Annotated in this window: 23 protein-coding genes; 14 read left to right on the top strand and 9 right to left on the bottom strand. The window is 68.2% G+C overall.

Annotated elements, in window-relative coordinates; all coding sequences use genetic code 11:
- Window positions 1-164: 164 nt before the first annotated feature.
- Window positions 165-515, bottom strand: a complete 351-nt coding sequence (locus tag ACVT6V_RS28565) for a hypothetical protein (RefSeq protein ID WP_489897419.1) — start codon at window positions 513-515, stop codon at window positions 165-167.
- Window positions 512-2119: an Rv0361 family membrane protein gene (locus ACVT6V_RS28560; protein WP_489897418.1), complete on the bottom strand. Its 1608-nt coding sequence runs from the start codon at window positions 2117-2119 to the stop codon at window positions 512-514. The genes ACVT6V_RS28565 and ACVT6V_RS28560 overlap by 4 nt, the downstream gene beginning before the upstream one ends.
- 418 nt (window positions 2120-2537) lie before the next feature.
- On the opposite strand from ACVT6V_RS28560, the gene ACVT6V_RS28555 reads away from it, so the two are divergent.
- The 4 genes from ACVT6V_RS28555 (at window position 2538) to ACVT6V_RS28540 (ending at window position 5777) form a co-directional block, all read left to right on the top strand.
- Window positions 2538-2975 (top strand): DUF3151 domain-containing protein, encoded by a 438-nt coding sequence (locus tag ACVT6V_RS28555; protein ID WP_489897417.1) that lies wholly within the window; start codon window positions 2538-2540, stop codon window positions 2973-2975.
- Complete coding sequence (locus ACVT6V_RS28550; protein ID WP_489897416.1) at window positions 2972-4075, top strand: FUSC family protein; 1104 nt, start codon at window positions 2972-2974, stop codon at window positions 4073-4075. Before ACVT6V_RS28555 ends, ACVT6V_RS28550 begins: the two co-directional genes overlap by 4 nt.
- Before the next feature lie 68 nt (window positions 4076-4143).
- Window positions 4144-5058, top strand: a complete 915-nt coding sequence (locus tag ACVT6V_RS28545) for a cation diffusion facilitator family transporter (protein ID WP_489897415.1) — start codon at window positions 4144-4146, stop codon at window positions 5056-5058.
- A 74-nt stretch (window positions 5059-5132) separates the two neighbouring features.
- Complete coding sequence (locus tag ACVT6V_RS28540) at window positions 5133-5777, top strand: pyridoxamine 5'-phosphate oxidase family protein (RefSeq protein WP_489897414.1); 645 nt, start codon at window positions 5133-5135, stop codon at window positions 5775-5777.
- On the opposite strand, the gene ACVT6V_RS28535 is transcribed toward ACVT6V_RS28540, so the two are convergent.
- Together ACVT6V_RS28535 and ACVT6V_RS28530 are read right to left on the bottom strand one after the other, a co-directional pair.
- Window positions 5744-6598 (bottom strand): site-2 protease family protein, encoded by an 855-nt coding sequence (locus ACVT6V_RS28535; RefSeq protein WP_489897413.1) that lies wholly within the window; start codon window positions 6596-6598, stop codon window positions 5744-5746. The two genes, ACVT6V_RS28540 and ACVT6V_RS28535, sit on opposite strands and share 34 nt — an antisense overlap.
- Window positions 6595-7251, bottom strand: a complete 657-nt coding sequence (locus ACVT6V_RS28530; RefSeq protein WP_489897412.1) for a hypothetical protein — start codon at window positions 7249-7251, stop codon at window positions 6595-6597. Before ACVT6V_RS28530 ends, ACVT6V_RS28535 begins: the two co-directional genes overlap by 4 nt.
- Window positions 7252-7329: 78 nt before the next feature.
- On the opposite strand from ACVT6V_RS28530, the gene ACVT6V_RS28525 reads away from it, so the two are divergent.
- Complete coding sequence (locus ACVT6V_RS28525) at window positions 7330-8616, top strand: adenylosuccinate synthase (protein ID WP_489897411.1); 1287 nt, start codon at window positions 7330-7332, stop codon at window positions 8614-8616.
- 25 nt (window positions 8617-8641) lie between these two features.
- A complete protein-coding gene (locus ACVT6V_RS28520; protein ID WP_489897410.1) occupies window positions 8642-10186 on the top strand; it encodes an adenylate/guanylate cyclase domain-containing protein in 1545 nt (514 codons plus the stop codon).
- A 219-nt stretch (window positions 10187-10405) separates the two neighbouring features.
- Here the strand turns inward: ACVT6V_RS28520 and ACVT6V_RS28515 are convergent, their stop codons facing one another.
- Window positions 10406-12001 carry a Na+/H+ antiporter gene (locus ACVT6V_RS28515; protein ID WP_489897409.1) on the bottom strand — a complete coding sequence of 532 codons (1596 nt, stop codon included), beginning with the start codon at window positions 11999-12001 and terminating at the stop codon, window positions 10406-10408.
- Window positions 12002-12061: 60 nt separating this feature from the next.
- Between ACVT6V_RS28515 and ACVT6V_RS28510 the strand changes: the two genes are divergently transcribed.
- The 4 genes from ACVT6V_RS28510 to ACVT6V_RS28495 all read left to right on the top strand — a co-directional run bounded on the left by ACVT6V_RS28510 (window position 12062) and on the right by ACVT6V_RS28495 (window position 15414).
- The gene (locus ACVT6V_RS28510; protein ID WP_489897408.1) at window positions 12062-12421 is read left to right on the top strand and encodes a UBP-type zinc finger domain-containing protein; all 360 of its coding nucleotides are present in this window, start codon (window positions 12062-12064) and stop codon (window positions 12419-12421) included.
- Between the two features lie 66 nt (window positions 12422-12487).
- A complete protein-coding gene (gene purT / locus ACVT6V_RS28505; RefSeq protein ID WP_489897407.1) occupies window positions 12488-14242 on the top strand; it encodes a formate-dependent phosphoribosylglycinamide formyltransferase in 1755 nt (584 codons plus the stop codon).
- Window positions 14243-14257: 15 nt separating this feature from the next.
- A complete protein-coding gene (locus ACVT6V_RS28500; protein ID WP_489897406.1) occupies window positions 14258-14737 on the top strand; it encodes a DUF456 domain-containing protein in 480 nt (159 codons plus the stop codon).
- Window positions 14734-15414, top strand: a complete 681-nt coding sequence (locus ACVT6V_RS28495) for a YoaK family protein (RefSeq protein ID WP_489897405.1) — start codon at window positions 14734-14736, stop codon at window positions 15412-15414. The genes ACVT6V_RS28500 and ACVT6V_RS28495 overlap by 4 nt, the downstream gene beginning before the upstream one ends.
- On the opposite strand, the gene ACVT6V_RS28490 is transcribed toward ACVT6V_RS28495, so the two are convergent.
- The 3 genes from ACVT6V_RS28490 to ACVT6V_RS28480 are packed head-to-tail and all read right to left on the bottom strand — an operon-like array spanning window position 15356 to window position 18416.
- Window positions 15356-16237 (bottom strand): ABC transporter ATP-binding protein, encoded by an 882-nt coding sequence (locus tag ACVT6V_RS28490; RefSeq protein ID WP_489897404.1) that lies wholly within the window; start codon window positions 16235-16237, stop codon window positions 15356-15358. The genes ACVT6V_RS28495 and ACVT6V_RS28490 overlap by 59 nt on opposite strands.
- A complete protein-coding gene (locus tag ACVT6V_RS28485) occupies window positions 16234-17361 on the bottom strand; it encodes a FecCD family ABC transporter permease (RefSeq protein WP_489897403.1) in 1128 nt (375 codons plus the stop codon). The genes ACVT6V_RS28490 and ACVT6V_RS28485 overlap by 4 nt, the downstream gene beginning before the upstream one ends.
- Entirely contained in the window at window positions 17358-18416 is a 1059-nt protein-coding gene (locus ACVT6V_RS28480; RefSeq protein WP_489897402.1) for a FecCD family ABC transporter permease, read from the bottom strand. Before ACVT6V_RS28480 ends, ACVT6V_RS28485 begins: the two co-directional genes overlap by 4 nt.
- 177 nt (window positions 18417-18593) lie before the next feature.
- Between ACVT6V_RS28480 and ACVT6V_RS28475 the strand changes: the two genes are divergently transcribed.
- Entirely contained in the window at window positions 18594-19049 is a 456-nt protein-coding gene (locus tag ACVT6V_RS28475) for a hypothetical protein (protein ID WP_489897401.1), read from the top strand.
- Window positions 19050-19274: 225 nt separating this feature from the next.
- Here ACVT6V_RS28475 and ACVT6V_RS28470 read toward each other — a convergent pair whose 3' ends face one another.
- Window positions 19275-20666, bottom strand: coding sequence for an FAD-dependent oxidoreductase (locus ACVT6V_RS28470; RefSeq protein ID WP_489897400.1), 1392 nt, complete (start codon window positions 20664-20666; stop codon window positions 19275-19277).
- Window positions 20667-20942: 276 nt separating this feature from the next.
- On the opposite strand from ACVT6V_RS28470, the gene ACVT6V_RS28465 reads away from it, so the two are divergent.
- The 3 genes from ACVT6V_RS28465 to ACVT6V_RS28455 are packed head-to-tail and all read left to right on the top strand — an operon-like array spanning window position 20943 to window position 23064.
- Window positions 20943-21452 carry an Rv0361 family membrane protein gene (locus ACVT6V_RS28465; protein WP_489897399.1) on the top strand — a complete coding sequence of 170 codons (510 nt, stop codon included), beginning with the start codon at window positions 20943-20945 and terminating at the stop codon, window positions 21450-21452.
- A complete protein-coding gene (locus ACVT6V_RS28460; RefSeq protein ID WP_489897398.1) occupies window positions 21449-21862 on the top strand; it encodes a rhodanese-like domain-containing protein in 414 nt (137 codons plus the stop codon). Before ACVT6V_RS28465 ends, ACVT6V_RS28460 begins: the two co-directional genes overlap by 4 nt.
- A complete protein-coding gene (locus tag ACVT6V_RS28455) occupies window positions 21859-23064 on the top strand; it encodes an O-succinylhomoserine sulfhydrylase (protein WP_489897397.1) in 1206 nt (401 codons plus the stop codon). Before ACVT6V_RS28460 ends, ACVT6V_RS28455 begins: the two co-directional genes overlap by 4 nt.
- Window positions 23065-23406 lie beyond the last annotated feature (342 nt).

Here is a 23406-nt window from a genome sequence, read left to right as displayed (position 1 = left end):
AGTTGGGGTGCTGTCGGTGGGAGCTGGGGTTCTGTCGGCGAGATTTCGGGTTCTGTCGGCGGGAGTTGGGGTGCTGTCGGTGGGAGCTGGGGTTCTGTCGGCGAGATTCCGGGTTCTGTCGGCGCGTGTTCGGGTTCTGTCGGCGCAGGCCTGGCTCTGGTTGGTCAGAGGGTGGCGAGACCGACGATGACGCCGACGGCGAGTGCGATCATGACGAGCGCCGCGAGCACGACCGGGGGATCGACACGGCGTCGCCGGGTGGGGCGCGGTGCGGGGGCGTAGCGTCCCGTCGGCGCGTCGATCCGCAACGGGCGGGTCGGTGCCTCGTAGTAGGCGCCGCGGGCCTCGATCGGCTCGGCCGGGGGGATCTCGATCCCGGGCCGATGGTGGACCCAGGACGAGCTGCCGTGTGTGGCCGTACTGCGCTGTGTGGACGAGCCGGCCTGGGTGGACGGGCCATGTGCCTGCGTGGACGTGCTGTGTGACAGACGGGTAGTGGGTCCGTTTCCGGTCACTGAGGAGTGCACACCTTCCATTGGTCGCCGGATTTCTGCAGATTGATCGTCACGGTCATGGGGTCGTTCGGGTTCGTGCTGTGCACCGCCGACACCTCGACCACGGCCTGACTTCCGTCGCCGGTCACCTTGACGGCCTTGACGTCGTCGACGCGGATCAGTTCGTCGCGACTCTTCTGCCCGTCGTAGATCTTCTGGAAATCCGAGTCGCTGATCGACTGGTAGAACTGGTTGCGCTCACCACACGTCACCGACCGCAGCGTTTCCAGGTCGCCCTCATAGAGCGCGGTGGAGAATTTCTCGGCGGCGTCGGCCGCCTCGTCGGCGGGAGCCGGTGGCCGCAGGTTGAGGTACGCGAAAACCCCACCGACGACGACGGCGATCAGCACGATCACCGCGGCACCGATGATCCACGGCAGACGACGACGGCCGCTGGACTTCGCCTTCGACTGGGATGTCTCGTCCTTGCCGCGGATGACCTCGGGCTTGTGCGCGGTCGTGGACCAGCCCTGCGAGGCCGTGGTGGCCGCGGCGGTGGTGGCGGCGGCGCCGGCTGTTGCCGGCAGGACCTTGGTCGAGCCCGATTCCGAATCGTCCTCGGTCTCGTCGCCGCCGGTAACCGTGTCGTTCTCGGTGGCGGATTTCGTGTCGTCGGCCGATGCGGGCTCGTCGACATCGACCCATTCGTCGGTCGAGTCGGTCGTGTCCGTGGTGTCGGTGGTGTCGGCTTCGTCCGGCGCGGCGGTGGCGGCGGCCCCGGCGACCCCGGCACCGAGCGCGTTGATCTCCGACAGATCGTCGAGCTCGTCGGCGTCGGGGAGGTCGTCGCGGCGAATGACCGTGGTCGCCGAATCGGTGGGGTTGGCACTGCCGCCGGGCTTCGGGTGCGTCGACACCGACTCGTCGGGTTCTTCGTCGGTTGCTTCGCCGCTGTCGTCGCCAGACAGTGCGTCGATGCTGTCGAGGTCGGCCAGATCGGCGGTGTCGGGCAGATCTTGGCGACGGATGACCTTGGTGGACGAGTCGATCCCGAGCCCGCCCTTCGGCTTGGGTCGTACGGCTTCGGCCGGCTCCGGGCTCTCGACGGCTTCCGCCGGGCTGTCGTCGGCTTCAGCGGTGTCGGCGTCAGCGGTGTGGGCGTCCGTGGCATCCGCCGCTGCGTCGGTGACGTCGGAGTCCTCGGCCGGCGCGAGGTCCGCGTTCGTGTCGTCGGTGTTGTCGGTGCCGGTCTCGATGCCGCTCGTGTCCGGATCCGACGGGGACTCGTCGTGCAATTCGGCGATGTCGGTGTCGTGCGGCCCGTCGGCGTCCGATTCCGAGGTCGTCCGGGAGTCGTCATCCGCGGTGTCGGCGTCTGCTGCGTCGCCCTCTGCCGTGTCTGCGTTTGCCGTGTCGCCCTCTGCCGTGTCGCCCTCTGCCTGGTCGCCATCGGCCGCGACGGTCCCGGTCGGCTCGTCGTCGGTGCTCATGGTGTCGGCGGCACCGTTGGCCTCTGCACTGTTGGCCTCGGCACTGTTGGCCTCGGCGCCGTCCGTGTCGGCGCCTGCCTGGTCGACATCCGCTCCGCCGACGTGCTTCTCGTCGTCCGATACAGGACCGGTCACATCGTCTGTGTTCGTCGCGTCTGTCACCGCTGCGTCGTCGCCCTTCGTACTGTCTACCCAGGAATCGTCCGGTCCACGGCGGCCGGTTCGGGCCGCGTGGTCGTTGTTGCGATTGCGCCATGCATGCAGGGCGCGTCCGACCAACGAGCCCTGTTCATCTCGCGATGGAGGCATCGTCGTGTACACCCCGCTTCCCCGGATTGGATCTGATCGGCGTCGGTGAGTTCGTGACGACTCCGCCGTGTGGGTTTGCGTCGTGGCCGATCGCGTCATTCACCCTAGCGAATGCGCACCGGATACAGCACTCGGTGGGCGCCGAAGTGACCGAGTCGAACCACGGCCCGCCGACCGGGCCGGTGTACAGCGGGGTCGGGGCTGGTCGAAGACCCGACCGGCGCCAGGGTGATTCAATAGGACGATGACTTCCTTCGGAGACCTCCTGGGCCCGCAGCCGGTGCTGCTCACCGGCGACGACGAGGCCGAATCGGACCTGCTCAACGGCGCCGATCCGGCGCAGACCGCGGCGGCGCACCCCACCGCGTCGATCGCCTGGGCATATCTGGCCGACGCCGCGCTCGACGCCTCTGACGGCGGCGCCGACGTCCGGAAGGTGATCGAGGCCTACGGCTACGCCCGCACCGGCTATCACCGTGGGCTCGACCAGCTCCGTCGTCATGGATGGAAGGGCTTCGGGCCGGTGCCGTGGAGCCACGAACCCAACCAGGGCTTCCTGCGGTGCGTCGGGGCGCTGGCCCGGGCCGCCCAGGCGGTCGGCGAAGAGGACGAATACCTGCGCTGCCTGGACCTTCTCAACGACAGCGATCCCACCGCGGCGCAGCACCTCGGATTGGCTTGACCGACTGGCTGCGCACGCGCCTGAACGCGTTGCCGGCACCCGTGCGGCGACGCGTTCGTCGACTGTGGCTGTCTCTGGTCCCGATCGCACAGTGTTCGCTCGCCGCCGGCGTCGCCTGGTGGGTGGCGGTCCACGTCTTCGGCCATCCGCAGCCGTTCTTCGCCCCCATCGCGGCGGTCATCTCCCTGGGGTTGTCGCTGGGCAAGCGGTGGCGCCGGACGGTCGAACTGGTCGCAGGCGTCACGATCGGCATCCTCGTCGGCGATCTGCTCATCTCCGTGATCGGTTCCGGAGCGTGGCAGATCATCGTGGTGGTCGCGCTGGCGATGGCGGTCGCGGTGTTCCTCGACGACGGTCCACTCATCCCGATGCAGGCGGCGTCGTCGGCGGCGCTGGTGGCCACCCTGCTGCCGCCCGGCGGGGTCGGTGGCTTCCATCGGGCGATCGACGCCCTGATCGGCGGGGTGATCGGCATCGTCATCGGCGCACTGATCCCGGTGAACCCCGCGCACCGGGCCCGACGAGACGCCGCCGGGGTACTCGCCACCATGCGTGACGCCGCCCGACGCCTCGCCGGCGGATTGCGTGACATGAACGAACCCGAGGTGTTCGCCGCTCTCGAGGTCGCGCGCGGTACGCAGGAGGCGATCAACACGATGCGCGCCGACATGCGCGGAGGCCGGGAGGTCAGCAACATCTCGCCGCTCTACTGGAATTCGCGTGAGCGACTCCAACGGATCTCGGCGACCGCTGATCCCATCGACAACGCAGTCCGCAACTTCCGGGTCATCGCACGACGCGCGCTGGGGATGACCCAACGCGGCGAGCCGCTGAACCCCGAGATGATCGAGATCATCGCCGACGTCGGTGAGGCGTTCGAGGTGCTCCGCGCGATGATGATCGCGAAACCGGGCGAGGAGCCCGACCCCGCCGACGCCGCGCGCGTGCTTCGCACCATCGCACGGAAGGCCAAGGCGGAACTGGTCGAGGACAGCTCACTGTCGGAAACCGCGGTCATGGCCGAGCTGCGATCACTGCTCATCGACATGCTGATGGTTGCCGGTCTGCGCCGGTCGTCGGCGGCCGCAACACTGCGCTGAGCCCGCCGTTCCGCTGGGCCGAACGGCCCTTGTCATATATGCGAAAGTCTGCATATATTGGCCCCACGATGGGTCACTCACATTCACACACGCATGCCGAGCCGGCCGGCTCAATGTCGAACCGCCGGATCTGGCCGATGGCTGTCGCCGTCGCGATCATCGGTGCCTACTTCGTCGTCGAGCTGACCACCGGCCTCGTCGTCAACTCTCTGGCCTTGATCGCCGACGCCGGACACATGCTCACCGACGTCGTCGCCCTGATGATGGGCCTCGTCGCGTTGCTGCTGGCCAAGCACGGATCGAGCACCGACGACCGCAGTTTCGGCTGGCATCGCGCCGAGGTGTTCACCGCGGTCGCCAACGCCGTGCTGCTGATCGGCGTCGCTGCGTTCGTCCTGTACGAGGCAATCCGGCGACTCGGCACACATCCGGAAGTGCCCGGCCTCACCCTGATCGTGGTCGCGCTGATCGGCCTGGCCGTGAACGTCGCGATGATGCTGCTGCTACGAGCCGATTCGCAGGAGTCGATCGCGGTCCGCGGTGCCTATCTCGAGGTACTGGCCGACGCCGTCGGCAGCGTCGGCGTCCTGATCGCCGGTGTCATCGCGCTGACCACCGGGTGGGGATACGCCGACGTCGTGGTCGCGGTGCTCATCGCGATCTGGGTGGTGCCGCGCGCAGTGCGGCTGGCACTGGACGCGATGCGCATCCTCAATCAGCAGGCACCCGCCCACGTCGACGTCGACGCCCTACGCAAGGAGCTCGCCGCGATCCCCGCCGTCGACGACGTCCACGATCTCCATGTCTGGTCGCTCACCACCGGGATGGACGTGGCCACGGTGCACCTCGACAGCGACGGTTCCAACAGCGACGTGCTGACCGCCGCGCAGGCGGTGATGGCCCGCCACGGCCTCGAACACGCCACCATTCAGGTCGACCCGCAGGAGGTCCAGCGACGCTGCCGCGACGAGCTGCAGTGGTGACCCGGCGAACCGGCGTGATCCGCCGGCCGAAAACCTGCTGACAATCGACCGGCGGACCCGCCATGCTGTCTGCCATGTCCGATGACGCGCTCTCGACGCTGACCCGCAAACCCGACCGCGGCGGTGACCGCGCACTGCTCGACGAGGTCCTCGACGAGGCGCGGGTCGGGGTGCTGGCCACGGTCACCGACGACGGTCTGCCGTGGTCGGTGCCGATGCTCGCCGCGCGGGACCGGGATCGGTTGCTGATCCACGGATCGTCCGGCGCGGGCGCGTTGCGTCACGTCGCTGCGGGAGCGCCCGTGACCTTCACCGCGTTCCTCGTGGACGGCCTCGTCGTCGCCGACATTCTCTTCGACCACTCGGTGAACTACCGATCGGCGGTGGTCCGCGGAACGCTGCATCGGATCGACGCGGACGACGCCGCGCGCGCCCTCGACATCTTCTCCGACGCGATCCTGCCGGGCCGCAGCGCCGAGGTGCGTGACCACACCCGGAAAGAACTGTCCTCGACGACGATTCTCGCGCTGCCCATCGTCGACGGACAGTGGCTGGCCAAGGCGCGCTCGGGTGGGCCGGGATCGGCCGAGGCGTCGGGTTGGACCGGGCACATCCCGATGCGTGTCGCCTACGACGACCCGGTCACGGCGACCCCCGGCGACCTGCCGCAATCGGTCTCGCGGCTCTACCGCCAGAACACGAACAGATTCCAGCCGTAGGAGGCCAGCGCGCTGGGCACCCCGGACAGGCCGAACAGCCAGTAGATGAGGTCGAAGAAGGCGCGGTTGAGGAACGGGATGAACAGCAGCGCGAACACGATGAGGAAGCCGTACGGCGCGATCTTGCTCACCGACGCACGCGTCTGGTCCGACAGATACGGCTCGATCGCTCCGTACCCGTCGAAACCGGGGACCGGCAGGATGTTCAGCACCGCCGCGGTGATCTGCAGGAACGCCAGCATCGACAGCGCCGCCCACAGATTGAAGCCGCGGTCGACGTAGAGGACGCCACCGAAACCGTACGTGCCGAAAGCATCCGGCGAGGCGAACCGGACGACCACCAGGAGGATCGCACCGAGCGCAGCGTTGGTCACCGGGCCGGCCAGCGACACGATCGTGCGTTGGGCGCGAGTGAATCCGTGCTGGTTCACGTAGACCGCACCTCCGGGAAAGCCGATGCCGCCCAACAGGATGATCAGCAGGGGTAAACCGATCGAGAGCCCGGGGTGGGTGTAGCGCAACGGATTCAGCGTGAGATAGCCGCGCAGCTCGGCGTTGCGGTCGCCGAACCTGAATGCCGTGACCGCGTGCGCGAACTCGTGCAGGCACAGCGAGATCACCCACCCGGCCAGCACCAGCAGCAGTGTGCCGCCGACCGATTCCAGGTTGCGGCCGGGCTCCGATCCGGCGACCAGCCAGCCGCCGGCGATCGCCGCGACGACCAGTCCGAGAAAGATCCACCCGGGCCGGATGGCGCGCAGGATCTCACGGGTCGTCGGCGCAGCCGGGTGACGGTGCGGGCTGTTGGCTCCGAAGGTCATGGGCGTACCAGTTTCATGTCCACATGATGCCGGTAAAACGTCGACCGCTTCAGCACGCGCTGATTCACCACGCCCTCACGCTCCACGACGATGTTGGTGCCCCCGGTCTGCGCCGCCCGGCCCTGGTACCAGCGTCCCGGAAGCAGCAGGCGCTCCACCTGCGCACGCAGCCCGGGTTCCTGTGCAAGCGGTTCGATGAGCACCGAGCGCACCTCGCCGGTGAACAACCGCTGGTTGTCGACATAGGTCTCGCCGTGCAGTTTCGCGCCGTCGGCGCCGAGATGGCGGGCGCGGCCCACCACCACGGTCGCGGCGTCGTCGCGGATGAGCGGTGTCGTCGGCGCGGCGCCGTGGTCGGCGAGTGCACGCGCGGCCGGACCGTGAGGCAGCCCGTAGCGCTTGGTGGCAGGGGTCGCCTCCGGCGAGACGAACGCCACCTCGATGTCGAGGCGTTCGAGGACCATGAGGGCGGCCAGTACGTGGGCGAAAAAGGTATCGGACTCGTCGGCGATCGTCGGTGCCACCCGTTCCGCGACCCGGGGTTCCACGATCAGCCGAGTGACCCCGGCGTCGTCCAGGGCTGCGGTCACCGAGGCCCGGATGGCCTTCTTGTCGTCGGAGGACGAAGCCTGCGAGATCAGCGCAATCGACACACCGATAGCGTATCCACGCTCATGAACAAGTAGGGTTGGCCTGTTGTTCAGCGTGCCAACTCAAAGGAGTAACCGACCATGGCCGCGATCGTGCTTATCGGGGCCCAGTGGGGCGACGAGGGCAAAGGCAAGGCAACCGACCTGCTCGGCGGGAAACTGCAATGGGTGGTCCGCTATCAGGGCGGCAACAACGCAGGTCACACGGTTGTCCTTCCGAACGGCGAGACATTCGCCCTCCACCTGATCCCCTCCGGCATCCTCACCCCCGGCGTGCAGAACGTCATCGGCAACGGCGTGGTCGTCGATCCCGGTGTGCTGCTCACCGAGCTGGGCGGTCTCGAGGACCGCGACGTCGACACGTCGGGTCTGCTGATCTCGGCGGATGCGCATCTGCTGATGCCGTATCACGTGGCGATCGACAAGGTGACCGAACGGTTCCTCGGCAACAAGAAGATCGGCACCACCGGCCGCGGAATCGGTCCGTGCTACCAGGACAAGATCGCCCGCGTGGGTGTTCGGGTCGCCGACGTCCTCGACGAGAAGATCCTCGCGCAGAAGGTCGAGGCCTCCCTCGAACTCAAGAACCAGATCCTGGTCAAGATCTACAACCGTCGTGCGCTCGATCCGGCGCAGGTCGTCGACGAGGTGCTGGGCCAGGCCGAGGGATTCAAGCACCGCATCGCCGACACCCGGCTGCTGCTCAACCAGGCCCTCGAGCGCGGCGAGACCGTGCTGCTGGAGGGTTCGCAGGGCACCCTGCTCGACGTCGACCACGGGACCTATCCGTACGTGACGTCGTCCAATCCGACTGCCGGTGGCGCCGCTGTCGGCGCGGGTATCGGGCCCAACAAGATCACCACCGTGCTCGGCATCCTCAAGGCCTACACCACCCGTGTCGGGTCGGGGCCGTTCCCGACCGAGCTGTTCGACGAATGGGGCGACTACCTGGCCAAGACCGGTGGCGAGGTGGGCGTCACCACCGGCCGGGCGCGGCGCTGCGGCTGGTTCGACGCGGTCATCGCGCGCTATGCGACCCGGGTCAACGGCATCACCGACTACTTCCTCACCAAACTCGACGTGCTCTCGAGCCTGGACACGGTGCCCATCTGCGTGGCCTACGACGTCGACGGCGAACGTGTCGAGGACATGCCGATGACCCAGACCGGGTTCCACCACGCCAAGCCCATCTACGAGGAGATGCCCGGCTGGTGGGAGGACATCTCGCAGTGCAAGCGTTTCGAGGATCTCCCGAAGAACGCTCAGGACTACATCCTTCGACTGGAAGAGCTTGCCGGAGCTCATGTCTCGTGCGTCGGCGTCGGGCCGGGACGAGATCAGACCATCGTGCGTCGCGAGATCGTCTAGCCGGAACGGTCCGGCGGGGGAGGGAATGGCGACACGGGACAGCAGGGACTACGGGTCGATCCTGCTCGGTTCCGCCGACGAGAGTTCGTTCCGTCAGCGCATCCGCATCCAGACGCTGCTGACCGCGATGATCGTCGTCGCCAATCTGTTCGGTGCCGCCATCGCGATCCTGTTGACGTCGGTGGGTATTCCGCAGCCGTCGGTGTTCCAGGCACGGTTGTGGTGGGTGAACTTCATCGCGCTGCCCGTCTACGTGGTGACCGCGTTCGTCATCGGGATCGGTCTCGGCACGGTGGTGGTGGTCCGGGACCTGCGTTGGGCGATCCGCGGTCAGGAGCCGACCGCGCGGGATGCGCGTCGTACCCAACGTGCGCCGTGGCGTCTGGTCGCCATCCAGGGGATTCTGTGGGGCGTCGCCACCGTGATGTTCACGATCATGTACGGGGTCATCGACCCCGCGCTGATCCCGAAGATCTTCTTCGTGATCACGCTCAGTGGCGTTGTCGTGGTGGCCAACTCGTATCTGCTCGTCGAGTTCGCGTTGCGGCCGGTGCTCGCCGAGGTGATCAGCGCGGGGTACGGGCGCCGCAAACGCAGCGGTGTCCGGGCGCGGTCGCTGGTGTCGTGGCTGGTCGGTTCCGCGATCCCGATCAGCGGCATCCTGCTCGTGGTGCTGTTCGGGCTCTTCCGGGACGACACCGACAAACTCGACCTGTTCATCGGTGTCACCGTGCTGGCGGTGATCGCGCTGGGGACCGGGCTCATCCTGACCGTGCTGTCGAGTGTCAGTGTCACCGGGCCGATCCGGAGTGTGCGGTCGGGGATGAAACGGGTCCAGGACGGCGACGTCGACGTCGACCTCGTGGTCTACGACGGCACCGAACTCGGCGACCTGCAGGTGGGGTTCAACCGCATGGTGACCGGACTGAGGGAACGTGAGCGGCTGCAGGATCTCTTCGGCCGGCATGTCGGCCGTGACGTTGCCGCGGCTGCGCTGCAACGTGATCCGGAGCTCGGCGGCGTCGAGCGCACGGTTGCCGTGGTGTTCGTCGACGTGATCGGTTCGACGACGCTCGCCGCCGGGCGCTCTCCGACCGAGGTGGTCGAGATCCTCAACCGGTTCTTCGCGGTGATCGTCGCGGCCGTCGAGCGGCGACAGGGCCTGGTGAACAAGTTCGAGGGCGACGCCGTGCTGGCCATCTTCGGTGCGCCGATCGATCTCGACGACGCCGGCGGTGCCGCGCTGTCCGCCGCGCGCGAGATCTCGTCACGCCTGGGGGCCGAAGTGCCCGACATCTCCGCCGGCATCGGCGTCAGCTATGGGCCGGTGGTCGCCGGAAACGTCGGGGCCATCGAACGTTTCGAATACACGGTGATCGGCGATCCGGTCAACGAGAGCGCGCGGCTGTCGGAGCTGGCCAAGCGCGACCCGACCCGCCCGCTGGCCTCAGCGCGCGCCATCGACGCCGCCGGCGGTGAGGCCGACGCGTGGGAGCGCCAGGAGGCCACGACGTTGCGCGGGCGGACCGAGGAGACTGTGGTCTACGCAGCCCGACGCCTGGTCGAGTAGCCTCGCCCGCTGGTCGAGTGACCGCCCGCTGGTCGAGTAGCCCAGCCCGCTGGTCGAGTGACCGCCCGCTGGTCGAGTAGGTGCCGAGCCGCTAGGCGAGGTGCCGTATCGAGACCTCTTGTTCAGAAAGTGATCTCGATACGCGACTCACTGCGTTCGCTGCTACTCGATCAGCAGGAGGCCGGAGACGGGTGACTGCTCGAGTAGGCATCGCGATGCCTACTCGACTTCGCGGTCCATCTGACCCTCGGCGAAGTCCAGGCGGCGCAGCGCGGTGCGGAGCACCTCGTCGTCGATGTGGCCGGCGTCGCGCTCGTCGATGAACACCGCCCGCTGGATCTGCAACAGCTCCAAGCGCATCCGATTGCCGGCGGCCGTCGGGCTCTCGCCGATGTCCTCGGGGCCGCGACCGAGTTCCTCCCATCCGACATTGCGTTGCGTGGTCACCCATTTGCGCAACATCATCACCTGATGTCGGCGGGTGTCCTTCTCCGGCAGGTCCGCGGCCATCTCGTCGAGCCGTCGCTCGCATTCCCGCGACGCCCGGTCCTGCGCACCCGCATACGCCAGCCGGTCCCGGGCCGCATCGTCCCCGGCGACACCGAGCCTGCGGATCATCCACCCGAGCGAGGTGCCCTGGATCAGCAGGGTGCCGACCACCACGACGAAGGTGAGGAACAGGATCTCGGCACGGGCCGGGAACGCCCCGCCGTCATCGGTCATCAGCGGGATCGCGAACGCCGCGGCCAACGACACCACGCCCCGCATACCCGCCCAGCCGACGATGAACACCGCGCGTGGCGTCGGACGTTCCTCGCGTTCACGGATCTTCGACGACAGCACCCGAGGTAGGTAGGTGGCCGGATAGACCCAGAGGAAACGCGCCACGATCGTCGCGGTCAACACCAGGGCGGCGTCGATCGCCACCTGCACCCAGGACTCGCCGGCGAGCCCGCGGATGAGGAACGGCAGCTGCAGGCCGATGAGCAGGAACACGAAGGACTCCAGGACGGCGTCGATCGACTTGCGCACCGCGTCGTCCTGCAGGCGGGTCGCATACCCCATCCGCACCGACCGCTGACCGAGGAACAGCCCGGCCACAACCACCGCGATCACGCCCGACGCGTGCGCCTCCTCGGCGATGTAGTAGGTGCCGAACGGCACCATGAGGCCGATCGCGGTCTCCATCGGCGGGTCGGTCAACCACTGCCGCAGCCAGGTCACCGCGTAGCCGACGGCGAGCCCGATCACCAGACCTCCGACCGCGGCGATCGCGAAGGTCGACAGACCCTCCCACAACGAGGCCGTGGCACCGACGGCGGCGGCCAGAGCCACCCGGAACGCGGTCAGGGCTGTCGCGTCGTTCAGCAGGCTCTCGCCGCCGAGCAACGTCATCAGTCGGCGCGGCAGCCCCACCCGGCGGCCGATCGCCTGCGCCGACACCGCGTCCGGCGGGGCGACGACGGCACCGAGCACCAGCGCCGCCGCCAACGGCAGGTTCGGCACCGTCCAGTAGGCGACCAGACCGACGATCACCGTGGTGAACAGCGGCAGGCCGATCGCGAGCAGCCCGATGGCCCGCCGATTGGCCCGGATCGCCTGATACGAACTCTCCTGGGCGGCGGAGTACAACAACGGCGGCAGGATCAGGAACAGGACCAGCTCCGGCTCGAGCATCACCTCGGGGGTGCCGGGAATCCAGCCGATCCCCAAACCGACGACGACCAGGATCAGGGGAGCCGACAGACCGAAGCGTCGGCACAGTGCGGCGATGACCACGGCCACCACCGCGACCAGCAACAGCGATGCGCTCACGCGAAGAACCTAACCCGCCGACGCAACCGCGGCCCGACGGTCCACCGGGATAATGGGGTCATGCGAATCTTCCGCCGCAGTTCCGATGACCGATCAGAGACCGACCGAGCAGACACCGCAAGCGGTGGCGGGGCTGGTTCCGCACGGTGCGCGGAGCTGGGCACCTACGGTGTCGACGCCAACACCGACCCGTCACCGCGCAGCGGCGACCTCGCCGCCTGCGAGGAATGCACCCAACTCGGCGAACATCATTGGGCGCACCTGCGGATCTGCCTGACCTGCGGACATGTCGGTTGCTGTGACTCCAGCCCGCGTCGTCACGCCAGCGCGCACTTCGACGAGACGGGTCACCCCGTGATGCGTTCGGCCGAGCCGGGAGAGGTGTGGCGGTGGTGCTACACACACGAGGTCATGGGCTGAGTCGTGGGCCTCGACGATCGACGTCTGCACGCGGTCGTGCACTGAACTGCACGTAGGATCTGGGGCATGACGTCAGACAGCCACAGTGCTTCCGAGGCGTCGGTGCCGGCCGGCGGGGAGGTCGCACCGGTGCCGGGTGACACCGCCACGCCCACCCCTGCCACCCCGGAGTCGGGCGATGCCGGCCGGCAGTCGGGAGACCCGGCATCCGACGCGACTGCCGCGGCCGACCTGCGACCCGCCGCGAGGACGTCGGTCGGTCCGCCCGCGGTGCTCGGCACGCCGCTGAGCGCCACCGCGACGAAGGTGATGGTGCTGGGTGCCGGTGAGCTCGGCAAAGAGGTCATCATCGCCTTCCAGCGGCTCGGCGTCGAGGTGATCGCCGTCGATCGCTACGCCGACGCACCCGGGCAGCAGGTCGCGCATCACGCCGAGGTCATCGACATGACCGATCCGGACGCCGTGCTGGCACTGATCGACCGCTACCGGCCGCACTTCGTGGTGCCGGAGATCGAGGCGATCGCCACCGACGCCCTCGTCGAGGTGGAGAAGCGCGGGCTCGCCGAGGTGATCCCGACCGCCCACGCGGTGGTCTCGACGATGAACCGTGAAGGCATCCGACGTCTCGCCGACGAAGAGTTGGGCCTGCCGACCTCGCCCTATCTGTTCGCGTCGTCGGCGGAGGAACTCGAGGTCGCGGTCGCCGAGATCGGGTTCCCCTGCGTGGTGAAGCCGGTCATGTCGTCGTCGGGCAAAGGCCAGACCGTGGTCCGCGCGCCCGCCGACATCGGCACCGCCTGGGACACCGCGACAACCGGTGGGCGCGTGCACGGCGAACGCGTCATCGTCGAGGGGTTCATCGAGTTCGACTACGAGATCACCCTGCTCACCGTGCGTGCCGTCGATCCGGCGACCGGACGTCTGGCCACCCATTTCTGCGCACCCATCGGACATCAGCAGGTGGGCGGCGACTACGTGGAGAGCTGGCAACCCCACGACATGAGCACCGACGCACTCGGTGCCGCCACCTCCATCGCCGCCCGCGTCGCCACCGCCCTCGGTGACGGCAGGCTCGGCGGACGTGGCGTCTTCGGCGTCGAACTGTTCGTCAAGGGTGACGACGTCTACTTCTCCGAGGTCAGCCCCCGTCCGCACGACACCGGATTGGTGACGTTGGCGACGCAACGCCTCTCGGAGTTCGAGATGCACGCCCGCGCGATCCTGGGTCTGCCGGTCGATGTCACCCTCGCCTCGCCCGGGGCATCGGCGGTGATCTACGGACAGCTCGACGAACCGGCGATCGGATTCGCCAACGTCGCGCGCGCGATGGCGGTGCCGGAGACCGACATCCGGCTGTTCGGCAAGCCGGAGAGCCACCGCCGTCGCCGGATGGGTGTGGTCACCGCGACCGCCGACGACATCGCGACCGCCCGCCAGCGCGCGCTCCAGGCCGCGTCGATGGTGACGCCCGTGTCCGGTGGTCCGTTCGAGCGGGCCACCCCGGAACCGGTGAGTGCGCCCGCAGGGCCACCGCCGGCACGGCGACCGGGCCCACCGCCGAATCCGGTGCCCCCGGGCCCGCCGCGACCGCCCGGTCCGCCGCGAGGGGGACCCGCGGGGCCGCCGCCTCCGCCCGGCGCGCGGCCGGGACCGATGCCCCCGCGCGGACCGGTTCCGCCACGAGGCATGCCCGGACGCCCGGGCGGGCCGCCGCCACGGCCGATCCCACCGCACGGTGCCCGACCGGCCGGACCGCCGCCCCCACCGCGACCGGCCGAGCAACCCCCGGCCGACAAGACCACTCGCGCCTCGGTCGACTGACCCGGACCGGCAGCGATGTCGCTGGGTGGGGAACTGCTCGTCGGGGCGGTCATCCTCGTCGGTCTGCTGGGCATCGTGTTTCCAATCCTGCCGGGCGGATTGCTCGTCATGGCGGCGATCGGTGTCTGGGCGTTCCTCGTCGGCGGCTGGGCGTGGGGGATCTTCGCCGCTGCTGCCCTCGTGATCGTGGCCGGTGAGGGCATCAAGTACGTCGTCGCCGGACGATCGCTGAAAAACGACGGCATCCCGAACACGACCATCGCGGTCGGTGGGATCCTCGGGATCGTCGGATTCTTCGTGATCCCGGTGATCGGTCTGTTCATCGGTTTCGTCGTCGGTGCGCTGCTGGCCGAACTCGCCCGCACCCGCAGCGGCCGGGCCGCCTGGCGGGGCACCGTCGCGGCGTCGAAGGCGGCGGTGATCACGATGGGCATCGAACTGTTCGCGGCGCTGGTCGCGACGGCGATCTGGCTGGTCGGGGCAGGGATCTGGTGAATTCACGCGCCCCGGTGCTGCTGCTCGTCGCCGGCTTCGTCGATGCCATCGCATTCATCTATCTGCAGGCGAACTTCGTCTCGTTCATGTCGGGTAACACGACGGTGCTGGGAGTGTCGCCGAGCCTCGGGCATTGGTCGGATGTCGGGGTGTGTGCCGCCTTGATCGGATTGTTCTTCGCCGGCGTGTTCGTCGGGTCGATGATCAACCGCACCCGGACCCGGCCGCGCGTGTGGCTGCTCTGGTCGGTGCTGGGCGGACTGACCCTGGGCGCGACGCTGGCGACGTTCGAGCCCGGCGTCGGCGTCGACACCGGGGTGTCCGGCGCCGGCACGGCGGGCATGCTCGTCGTCGCCGTGGCCACCGGCATGATCAACGCGGTGTTCGAGAAGGACGCGACAGTGCCGTACGGATTGACCTATGTGACCGGCACTCTCGTGATGGCGGCCCGGCAACTCGCCGACACGGTCACCTCGGGGGAACGTCGCGGGGCCGGTCTGGGCCGGTGGGCCTGGCTGATCTCGCTCGGCATGTGGTCGCTGCTGGCGGTCGGTGCTCTGCTCGGGGGCTACTGCTTCCGGTGGTTCTCGTTGCTCGCCTTGTGGATTCCCGCGGCGGTCATGGTGCCGTTGGCGCTGTCGAGCTCGCTCGGGAATGATGCACGCCGAACGGGATGATCATCGGTCCACCGGCGACCGGGTCCTCCATCACATGTGCCTGTAATCCGAAGGCGTCCGCGAGGAGGTCGGCGGTGATCACCTCAGCGGGCCGGCCATGGGTCACGATCTGGCCATCACGCATCACGAACAATGAATCACTGTAGCGGGCAGCCAGATTCAGGTCGTGCAACACCATCACGACGGTCTTGCCGTGGTCGGCGCGCAGGGTGTGGACGAGGTCGAGGATCTCGACGGAGTGGGCGAGGTCGAGGTAGGTGGTCGGCTCGTCGAGCAGCAGCAGGTCGGTCTCCTGGGCGAGCGTCAACGCGATCCACACCCGCTGACGTTGCCCGCCGGACAAGGCGTCGATCGGACGGTCGGCGAGATCGGCGGTCTCGGTCTGCTCGAGCGCTCGGGCGACCGCGGCCTCGTCGGCGGCGGTGGCCTGCTGGTACCACCGCTGGTGCGGGTGCCGACCCCGGATCACCAGATCGGCGACCGTGAGACCCTCGGGCGCCACCGGGTTCTGGGGGAGTAGGCCGAGGGTGCGGGCCACCGTCTTGGGTCGCATCCGGTTGATGTCGTGATCGTCGAGGAACACCGTGCCGGCCCGTGGCGGCAGCAGCCGTGACAGTGCGCGCAGCAGGGTCGACTTCCCGCACCCGTTGGGTCCGATGATCGTGGTGATGGCCGCGTCGGGGATCGCGATGTCGAGGTCGGAGAGGACGACGCGTTCGTCGTACCCGACGCTCAGACCCGAGGCGCGCAGTCGGCACCGGGTGTCGTCGGCGGGCCGGTCGACGTCGTGGCGGCCACCGCCGGTCAGGGTCTCGCCGTTCATACCGTGGCCTTCCGGGACATCGTGATCATGAGGTAGATGAGGAACGGCCCGCCGATCGCCGCGGTGACGATGCCGACGGGGAGACTGCCCGGCAGCACCGTGCGGCACAGCAGGTCACCGCCGAGCACGAGCACCGACCCGACGAGACCGGACGCCAGTGGGGTGGGCAGCGGTGAACCCGTCAGCCGCAGCGCGATCTGCGGGGCCAGCAATGCCACGAACGCGATCGGACCGGCGGCCGAGACGCACAACGCGGTGACCACCACCGCGACCAGCAGTACCACCGCGGTCACGCGGCCGGCGCTGACGCCGAGTCCCCGGGCGATGTCGGGGCCGAGTCCGAGCACCCCGATCGGTCGGCACAGCCCGACCACCATCGCGATTCCGAGGGCAACCGCGATGAGCGAGGGCCATACGTCCGACCAGGTGGCCTGTGACACCGACCCCACCAGCCACGTCTGGGCGCGCGCGGCGTCACCGATCTGCGCGCGGGTCAGCATGTAGCTGGTCAGCGCCTGCAGCATCCACGTGACCCCGACGCCGATGATGACGAGGCGGAACGGGTCGATGCCGGCGTTGGCCCGCCGCCCCGGCCAGGCGAGGAGGTACATCGCCACCGCCGTGGCCAGTGCGCCCAGCAGTGCGGCCGTCGGGACACCCAGCCCGGCCAGCCACGCACCCCACGTGCCCGAGAACGCGATGGCCGCGACCGCGGCGGCGCTCGCACCCGCGGTGATGCCGAGGATGTCCGGTGTGGCCAGCGGGTTGCGGGCGATCCGCTGGGTGAGCGCCCCCGCCATCCCGAAACCGAAGCCGACGAACAGCGACACCAGAGCGCGGGGCAGCGAGACGTCGACGACCACCACGTTCTCGATGCGGGTGCCGCCGCCGAGCAGGACCCGGGCGACGTCCAGCGGCCCCATCGGGTAGTCGCTGACGCCGACGCTGAGCAGGAACAACAGCAGCGTGATCGCGGCGCCGACGCCGGCGACCACGAGCATCCGGGGCCGCAGGATCCACGACGACGGGCCCACCCGCACGACGCGTCGAGTCGTCGTCGGCCGGGGCCGCGGGGCCGCGGGTTCGGGCGTGGGCCGGATGTCGGGCCCGAGGTCGAGGGTCATACGCTGACCAGCTTCCGTCGGCGGACCAGGGCGATCAGGAACGGCGCCCCGACCAGTGCTAGTACCACCCCGACCTGCACCTCGCCCGGCCGGGCGATGACTCGACCGAGGATGTCGCAGATGAGGATCAGGATGGCGCCGAGCAGTGCCGAATACGGGATGATCCACCGATAGTCGGGCCCGGTGAAGGTGCGGGCGATGTGCGGCACGACCAGCCCGAGGAACACGATCGGCCCACATGCCGCGGTGGCGGCACCGATGAGAAGGGTGATCGTGAGGATGCCGATGGATCGGATGAGCACCACCCGCGACCCGAGCGCCTTGGTCATGTCCTCGCCGAGGCTGAGCACGTTGAGGAAGTAGCCGCTGCCCAGCGCGAGGATCAGCCCGATGACGATGAACGGCAGGCTCGCCGAGAACACGTCGAGTCCGCGGCCGGTGGTCGCGCCGACGTTCCAGAAGCGCCACGCGTCGAGGGTGACACTGTCGGAGAGGACGATGCCGGACGTGATCGCCAGCAGCAGTGCCGACAGGCCCGTGCCGGCCAGGACCAGCGTCAACGGACTCGCCCCGGACAGCGCCGACAGTCCGAAGACCGCGCTCGCCGCGATCAGCGCACCGATCAGCCCGAACGCCATGTACGCGACCGGACTCTGGATGCCGAGCACATAGACGCCGACGACGACGGCGCACGCCGCACCGGCATTCACCCCGAGCATCCCGGGATCGGCCAACGGGTTGCGGGTGTGGCCCTGGGCGAGTGCACCGGCGGCGCCGATGGCGAGTCCCACCGCGAGACCGAGAACGGTTCGCGGGAAGCGAAGATCCCAGACGATGCCGTAGACATCGCCGGCGCCGGCCGGAGGAGTAGGGGTTTCCACGACGACCCACGGCACCCCGTGGAAGTCGGTGATACCCAGATGCGGCCATCCGCCGGCCTGCAACGCGTCGAGCACGTCGCCGAGTCCGAGAGGGCGGGTCCCGATCGCGATGGACGCGACAACGGCCAACACCAGCACTGCGCTGAGCAGCACAATTCCGGTCAGGCGACGCACGAAGGTAAACCTTACCAAAGTTCCTTGTGGCAGATCCCGGGGCCGATCCGGAAGCGTGTCCGTTGCATAACGAAAAGCCGAATGCGCCTGTGAGGATCCTTTGGAGTGCGTAACGATTCGCTGGGTGGGCGTCGATAGTGTCACCAGAACATCACGCGGACAACGGAGGAGAGGTTGATGAGAGCATCATTCAAGCGTGCGGCCACTGCGGTACTGGCGACCGTCGGAATCGCCGCCGGCACGCTTGCCGGCACCGCACCCGCACAGGCCGCGGCGCCCGGAGACCTGCAGATCATCGGTGGCATCGAGTGTCACTTCGGACAGTGGGGACAGCCCTGGAATCAGGCCTGGTACATGTACCGCTGGATGACCGTCCGCAACATCGGCAGCACGACGATGCACAACGTGATCCTCAACGAGATCAACGGCGCGTCGGTGCGGGTCAAGGAACTCAAGCCCGGTGAGTCGATGTCCAAGTGGGACAACAAGGCCAAGCGCTGGGTCCGCCCGATCGAGACCAAGTGGTTCGGTTGCTTCCCGGCGACCATCTCCGGCTTCACCTTCGGTGACGAGGCCGAGAACCTGACCAACAACTTCGGTTACTGGCAGAACTGGCGCAACCAGCAGAACTAGCCAACTGAAACCAAGGCTCCCAGAGCAACCGATGGGGGCCGAGAGAACCCAAAATTTCACCGAGGGAACCCACCGCGATCACCAATCGCACCTGACAATCAGGCTGTGGGTTCCCTCGGTGGAATTTTGGGTTCTCTCGGCGTGAAGCGGCCGTTGCCTCGCCGGGTTCTCTCGGCTCCCATCGCTTGCGTTGGGAGCCTATCTTGCGGCGGGGGGCTTGGCGGGCTACGCCTTCTCGACCTTGTGGGGTTCGCTGGCGGCGAGCATGTCCTCGCGCTCGACGACCTTGACGCGTTCGCGGCCTTCGGCGGCGCCGAGGGCGCGCTCGTGCTCGTCGAGGCGGTACCAGCCGTCCCAGGTGGTGAACGGGATGCCCTTGCTCTCGAGCAGTTCGATGACGGCGTCCTCGGACGGCTTGGTCGGCTCGTTGAGCACGCCGTTGGCCATGTCCTCGAGGATGCAGTCGACGGTCTCGTTGGCGTCACCCTTGGTGTGGCCGATGAGGCCGACGGGGCCGCGCTTGACCCAGCCGGTGGTGTACATGCCGGTCAGGTGTGCGCCCTCGTCGAACACGCGTCCGGCCTCGTTCGGGATCACGCCGGCCTGGGTGTCGAACGGGATCTGCGGGAGGTTGTCGGACAGGTAGCCGACAGCCCGGTAGACCGCGCCGACCTCCCAGTCGGTGTGCTTGCCGGTCGGCTTGACGTTGCCGGTGCCGTCGAGCTGGGTGCGCTCGGTGCGCAGGCCAACGACCTTGCCGTCCTCGCCGAGGATCTCCACCGGGTTCTCGAAGAAGTGCAGGAACAGCTTGTGGATCGCGCCCTGCTTCGGGTCGCGGATCGCGTAGTTCTCGATGATCGTCGCGACCTGGTCGGTGATCTTCGAACCGCGGCGTGCGACAGCCGAACCCTCGTCGTAGTCGATGTCCTCGGGATTGACGACGACCTCGATGTTCGGCGAGTGGTCGAGCTCCTTGAGCTCGAGCGGGGTGAACTTCGCCTGTGCCGGGCCGCGACGACCGAACACGTGCACCTCGATGGCCTTGTTGGCCTTGAGGCCTTCGTAGACGTTGGCCGGGATCTCGGTGGGCAGCAGTTCGTCGCCGGTCTTGGCGAGAACGCGCGCGACGTCGAGGGCGACGTTGCCGACACCGATGACGGCGACCTTCTCGGCCTCCAGCGGCCAGGTGCGCGGGAAGTCGGGGTGGCCGTCGTACCAGGCGACGAACTGGGCGGCGCCGTAGCTGCCGTCGAGCTCGATTCCCGGGATACCGAGGGCGCGGTCGTCGGTGGCGCCGGTCGAGAAGATCACCGCGTCGTAGTGTTCGCGCAGCTCGGCCAGGGTGATGTCGGTGCCGTAGTCGATGTTGCCGAGCAACCGGACCTGCGGCTTGTCGAGCACCTTGTGAAGAGCGGTGATGATGCCCTTGATCCGCGGGTGATCGGGAGCGACACCGTAGCGGATCAGGCCGAAGGGCGCGGGCATGCGCTCGTAGAGGTCGATGCTGACGCCGCGGTCCTTGGCGGTGTCGGACTTCATCAACGCATCGGCGGCGTAGATCCCGGCGGGACCGGCACCGACGATCGCAACCCGCAACGGGCGGCTCGTGTCACTCATGGATTAGGTGCTTCCTGGCTCTCGTGGAACTGGCTCTCGTAGGACTCCGGCGAAGAGTCGCTGATGGTAGCCGCTGACGCGACGCTATCCCTTCTACGGTAGGCGCTGATCGGCCACGACCAAAATCTCCTAGTGAGGTTTACCTCACTAGGATCGATACGCGACGTCGGCGGGTGCGTGGCCTGCCCCATCGCACTGCGCCCACCGCCGCCGACGGCGGTCGGGTCCGCGATGCCCGAAATCGAAGCGTTCACGGCGATCGATAGACTGCGCGCCATGGCCAAGCGTGCAGGTGACCGGGACCGTTCGGCCTCCGTCGACCCCGGCGAGGAGCAGCCGGCCGCTCCGCCGCCGAGCTGGAAGAACGCCTTGCCGTTCTTGGTGGCTCTCGGCGTCGTCGTGATCGCCGCCGCCGGCATCGGCATCTCGTACCTGATCCGACCGGCCGATGACCGGATGAGTACCGAGGCACATGTCCAGCACGCTGTGAACGATGCCTACACGGCCCGCAACGAACTCGACTACCCGAAGTATCGGGCGTCGACATGCGCGGCCGACCTCGCATCCGGCGATTTTCCCGACGAGGCGACGTTCCTCGCGGAGAACCGGCAGTCGAACGACCAGAACGGGCACATCGTGATCCCCGAGATCACCGACATCACCGTGTCGGGAGACCGTGCGACCGCGCAGGTACATTGGCATTTTGACGACAAGCCCGACCAGCAACAGGTCACCAAGGTGGTCGTGGTGCGAGAAGACGGGGACTGGAAGGTGTGTGGTTCGTGAGCTACGCGGGTGATCTCACGCCGCAAGAGGCGTGGAAGAAACTGGAAGACGACCCGAAGGCGGTCCTGGTGGACTGCCGGACGCGGGCCGAGTGGGCGTTCGTCGGTGTGCCGGACCTCGAGGTCATCGGCAAGAAGACCGTCTTCATCGAGTGGAACACCTTTCCCGACGGTCGGCCGAACCAGGCCTTCGTCTCTGAACTCCGTGACGCGGGTGTCACCGACGACAACGAGGTGATCTTCATCTGCCGCTCCGGCCACCGGTCCATCGGCGCGGCCGAGGCGGCCACCGCGGACGGCGTGACCGCCGCTTACAACGTGCTCGACGGATTCGAGGGCGCCCTCGACGAGAACGACCACCGTGGTGCCGTCGGCTGGCGTGCCCTGAACCTGCCGTGGCGGCAATCGTGAGCAAACAGCTGCCCGAGGGCGTCTCGGCGGACACGCTCGCGGTACGGGCCGGCCTGGACCGGTCGGGATTCTTCGAGACCTCCGAAGCGCTCTACCTGACCAGTGGCTACGTCTACGACTCGGCCGAAGCGGCCGAACGTGCGTTCACCGGTGAGGACGAACGATTCGTCTACTCGCGCTACGGCAATCCGACCGTCGAGATGTTCCAGGAGCGCCTCCGTCAACTCGAGGGCGCCGAGGCGTGCTTCGCCACCGCGAGCGGTATGGCCGCGGTGTTCGTGGCCTTGGGTGCGCTGCTCAAGACCGGGGACCGATTGGTGGCCGCCCGCAGTCTGTTCGGCTCGTGCTTCGTGGTGTGCAACGAGATCCTGCCGCGGTGGGGCGTCGAAACCGTGTTCGTCGACGGTGAAGACCTCGATCAGTGGGCGGCGGCGCTGTCGCAGCCGACGACCGCGGTGTTCTTCGAGACCCCGTCCAATCCGATGCAGACCCTCGTCGACGTGGCCAAGGTGACCGAGATGGCTCACGCCGCAGGTGCAAAGGTGGTGTTGGACAACGTCTTCGCCACGCCGCTGCTGCAGCGCGGGCTGGATATGGGCGCCGACGTGATCGTGTACTCCGGCACCAAGCACATCGACGGGCAGGGACGCGTGATGGGCGGAGCGGTGCTCGGCGAGAAGGAGTACATCGACGGCCCGGTGCAGACCCTGATGCGACACACCGGTCCGGCGTTGAGTCCGTTCAACGCGTGGACGATGCTCAAGGGGCTGGAGACGATGCGCCTGCGGCTCGACGCCTCGGTCTCGTCGGCGCTGCGCATCGCCGAGTTCCTCGAGGCCGATCCGCGCGTCCGGTGGGTGAAATATCCCTTCCTGCAGTCGCATCCGCAGTACGAGCTCGCAAAGGCGCAGATGTCCGGCGGCGGCACCGTGGTGACCTTCGAGATCGATGACCGCGGCGGTGTCGAAGGCAAGAAACGTGCCTTCGAGGTGCTCAACGGTCTGCGCGTGATCGACATCTCGAACAATCTCGGCGATTCGAAGTCGTTGATCACCCACCCGGCGACCACCACACACCGGGCGATGGGCCCGGAAGGCCGTGCGGCGATCGGGGTCACGGACTCCGTGGTGCGACTCTCGGTCGGCCTGGAGGGTGTCGAGGATCTGTTGTCGGATCTGGATCAGGCGCTGGGCGGGTCGTGATCTCGGCTTGGGTGAGTAAAACGCTGGCCCCCGATCCCTGATCTGCGAGCGTCTTCACGCGATATGGGCGGAAGTGGAGCGCTGTCCACCCGATCCCTGATCTGCGAGCGTCTTCACGCGATATGGCAGAAGCGGAGCGCTGTCCACCCGATCCCTGAGGAGGGCCGGAGCTTGCGGAGGCCCGTCACGAAGGGGTCGGCCCTTCGTGACGCTCGGCTGGCGCCTCGCTCCTCAGGGACCGCAGTGGGGACGCTCGGCTGGCGCCTCGCTCCTCAGGGACCGCAGTGGGGACGCTCGGCTGGCGCCTCGCTCCTCAGGGACCGCAGTGGGGACGCTCGGCTG

The organism is Gordonia sp. LMA167 (assembly GCF_058130025.1).
Note: the sequence above shows the minus strand (reverse complement) of the source record. Positions and strands in the feature narration are given on the sequence as shown.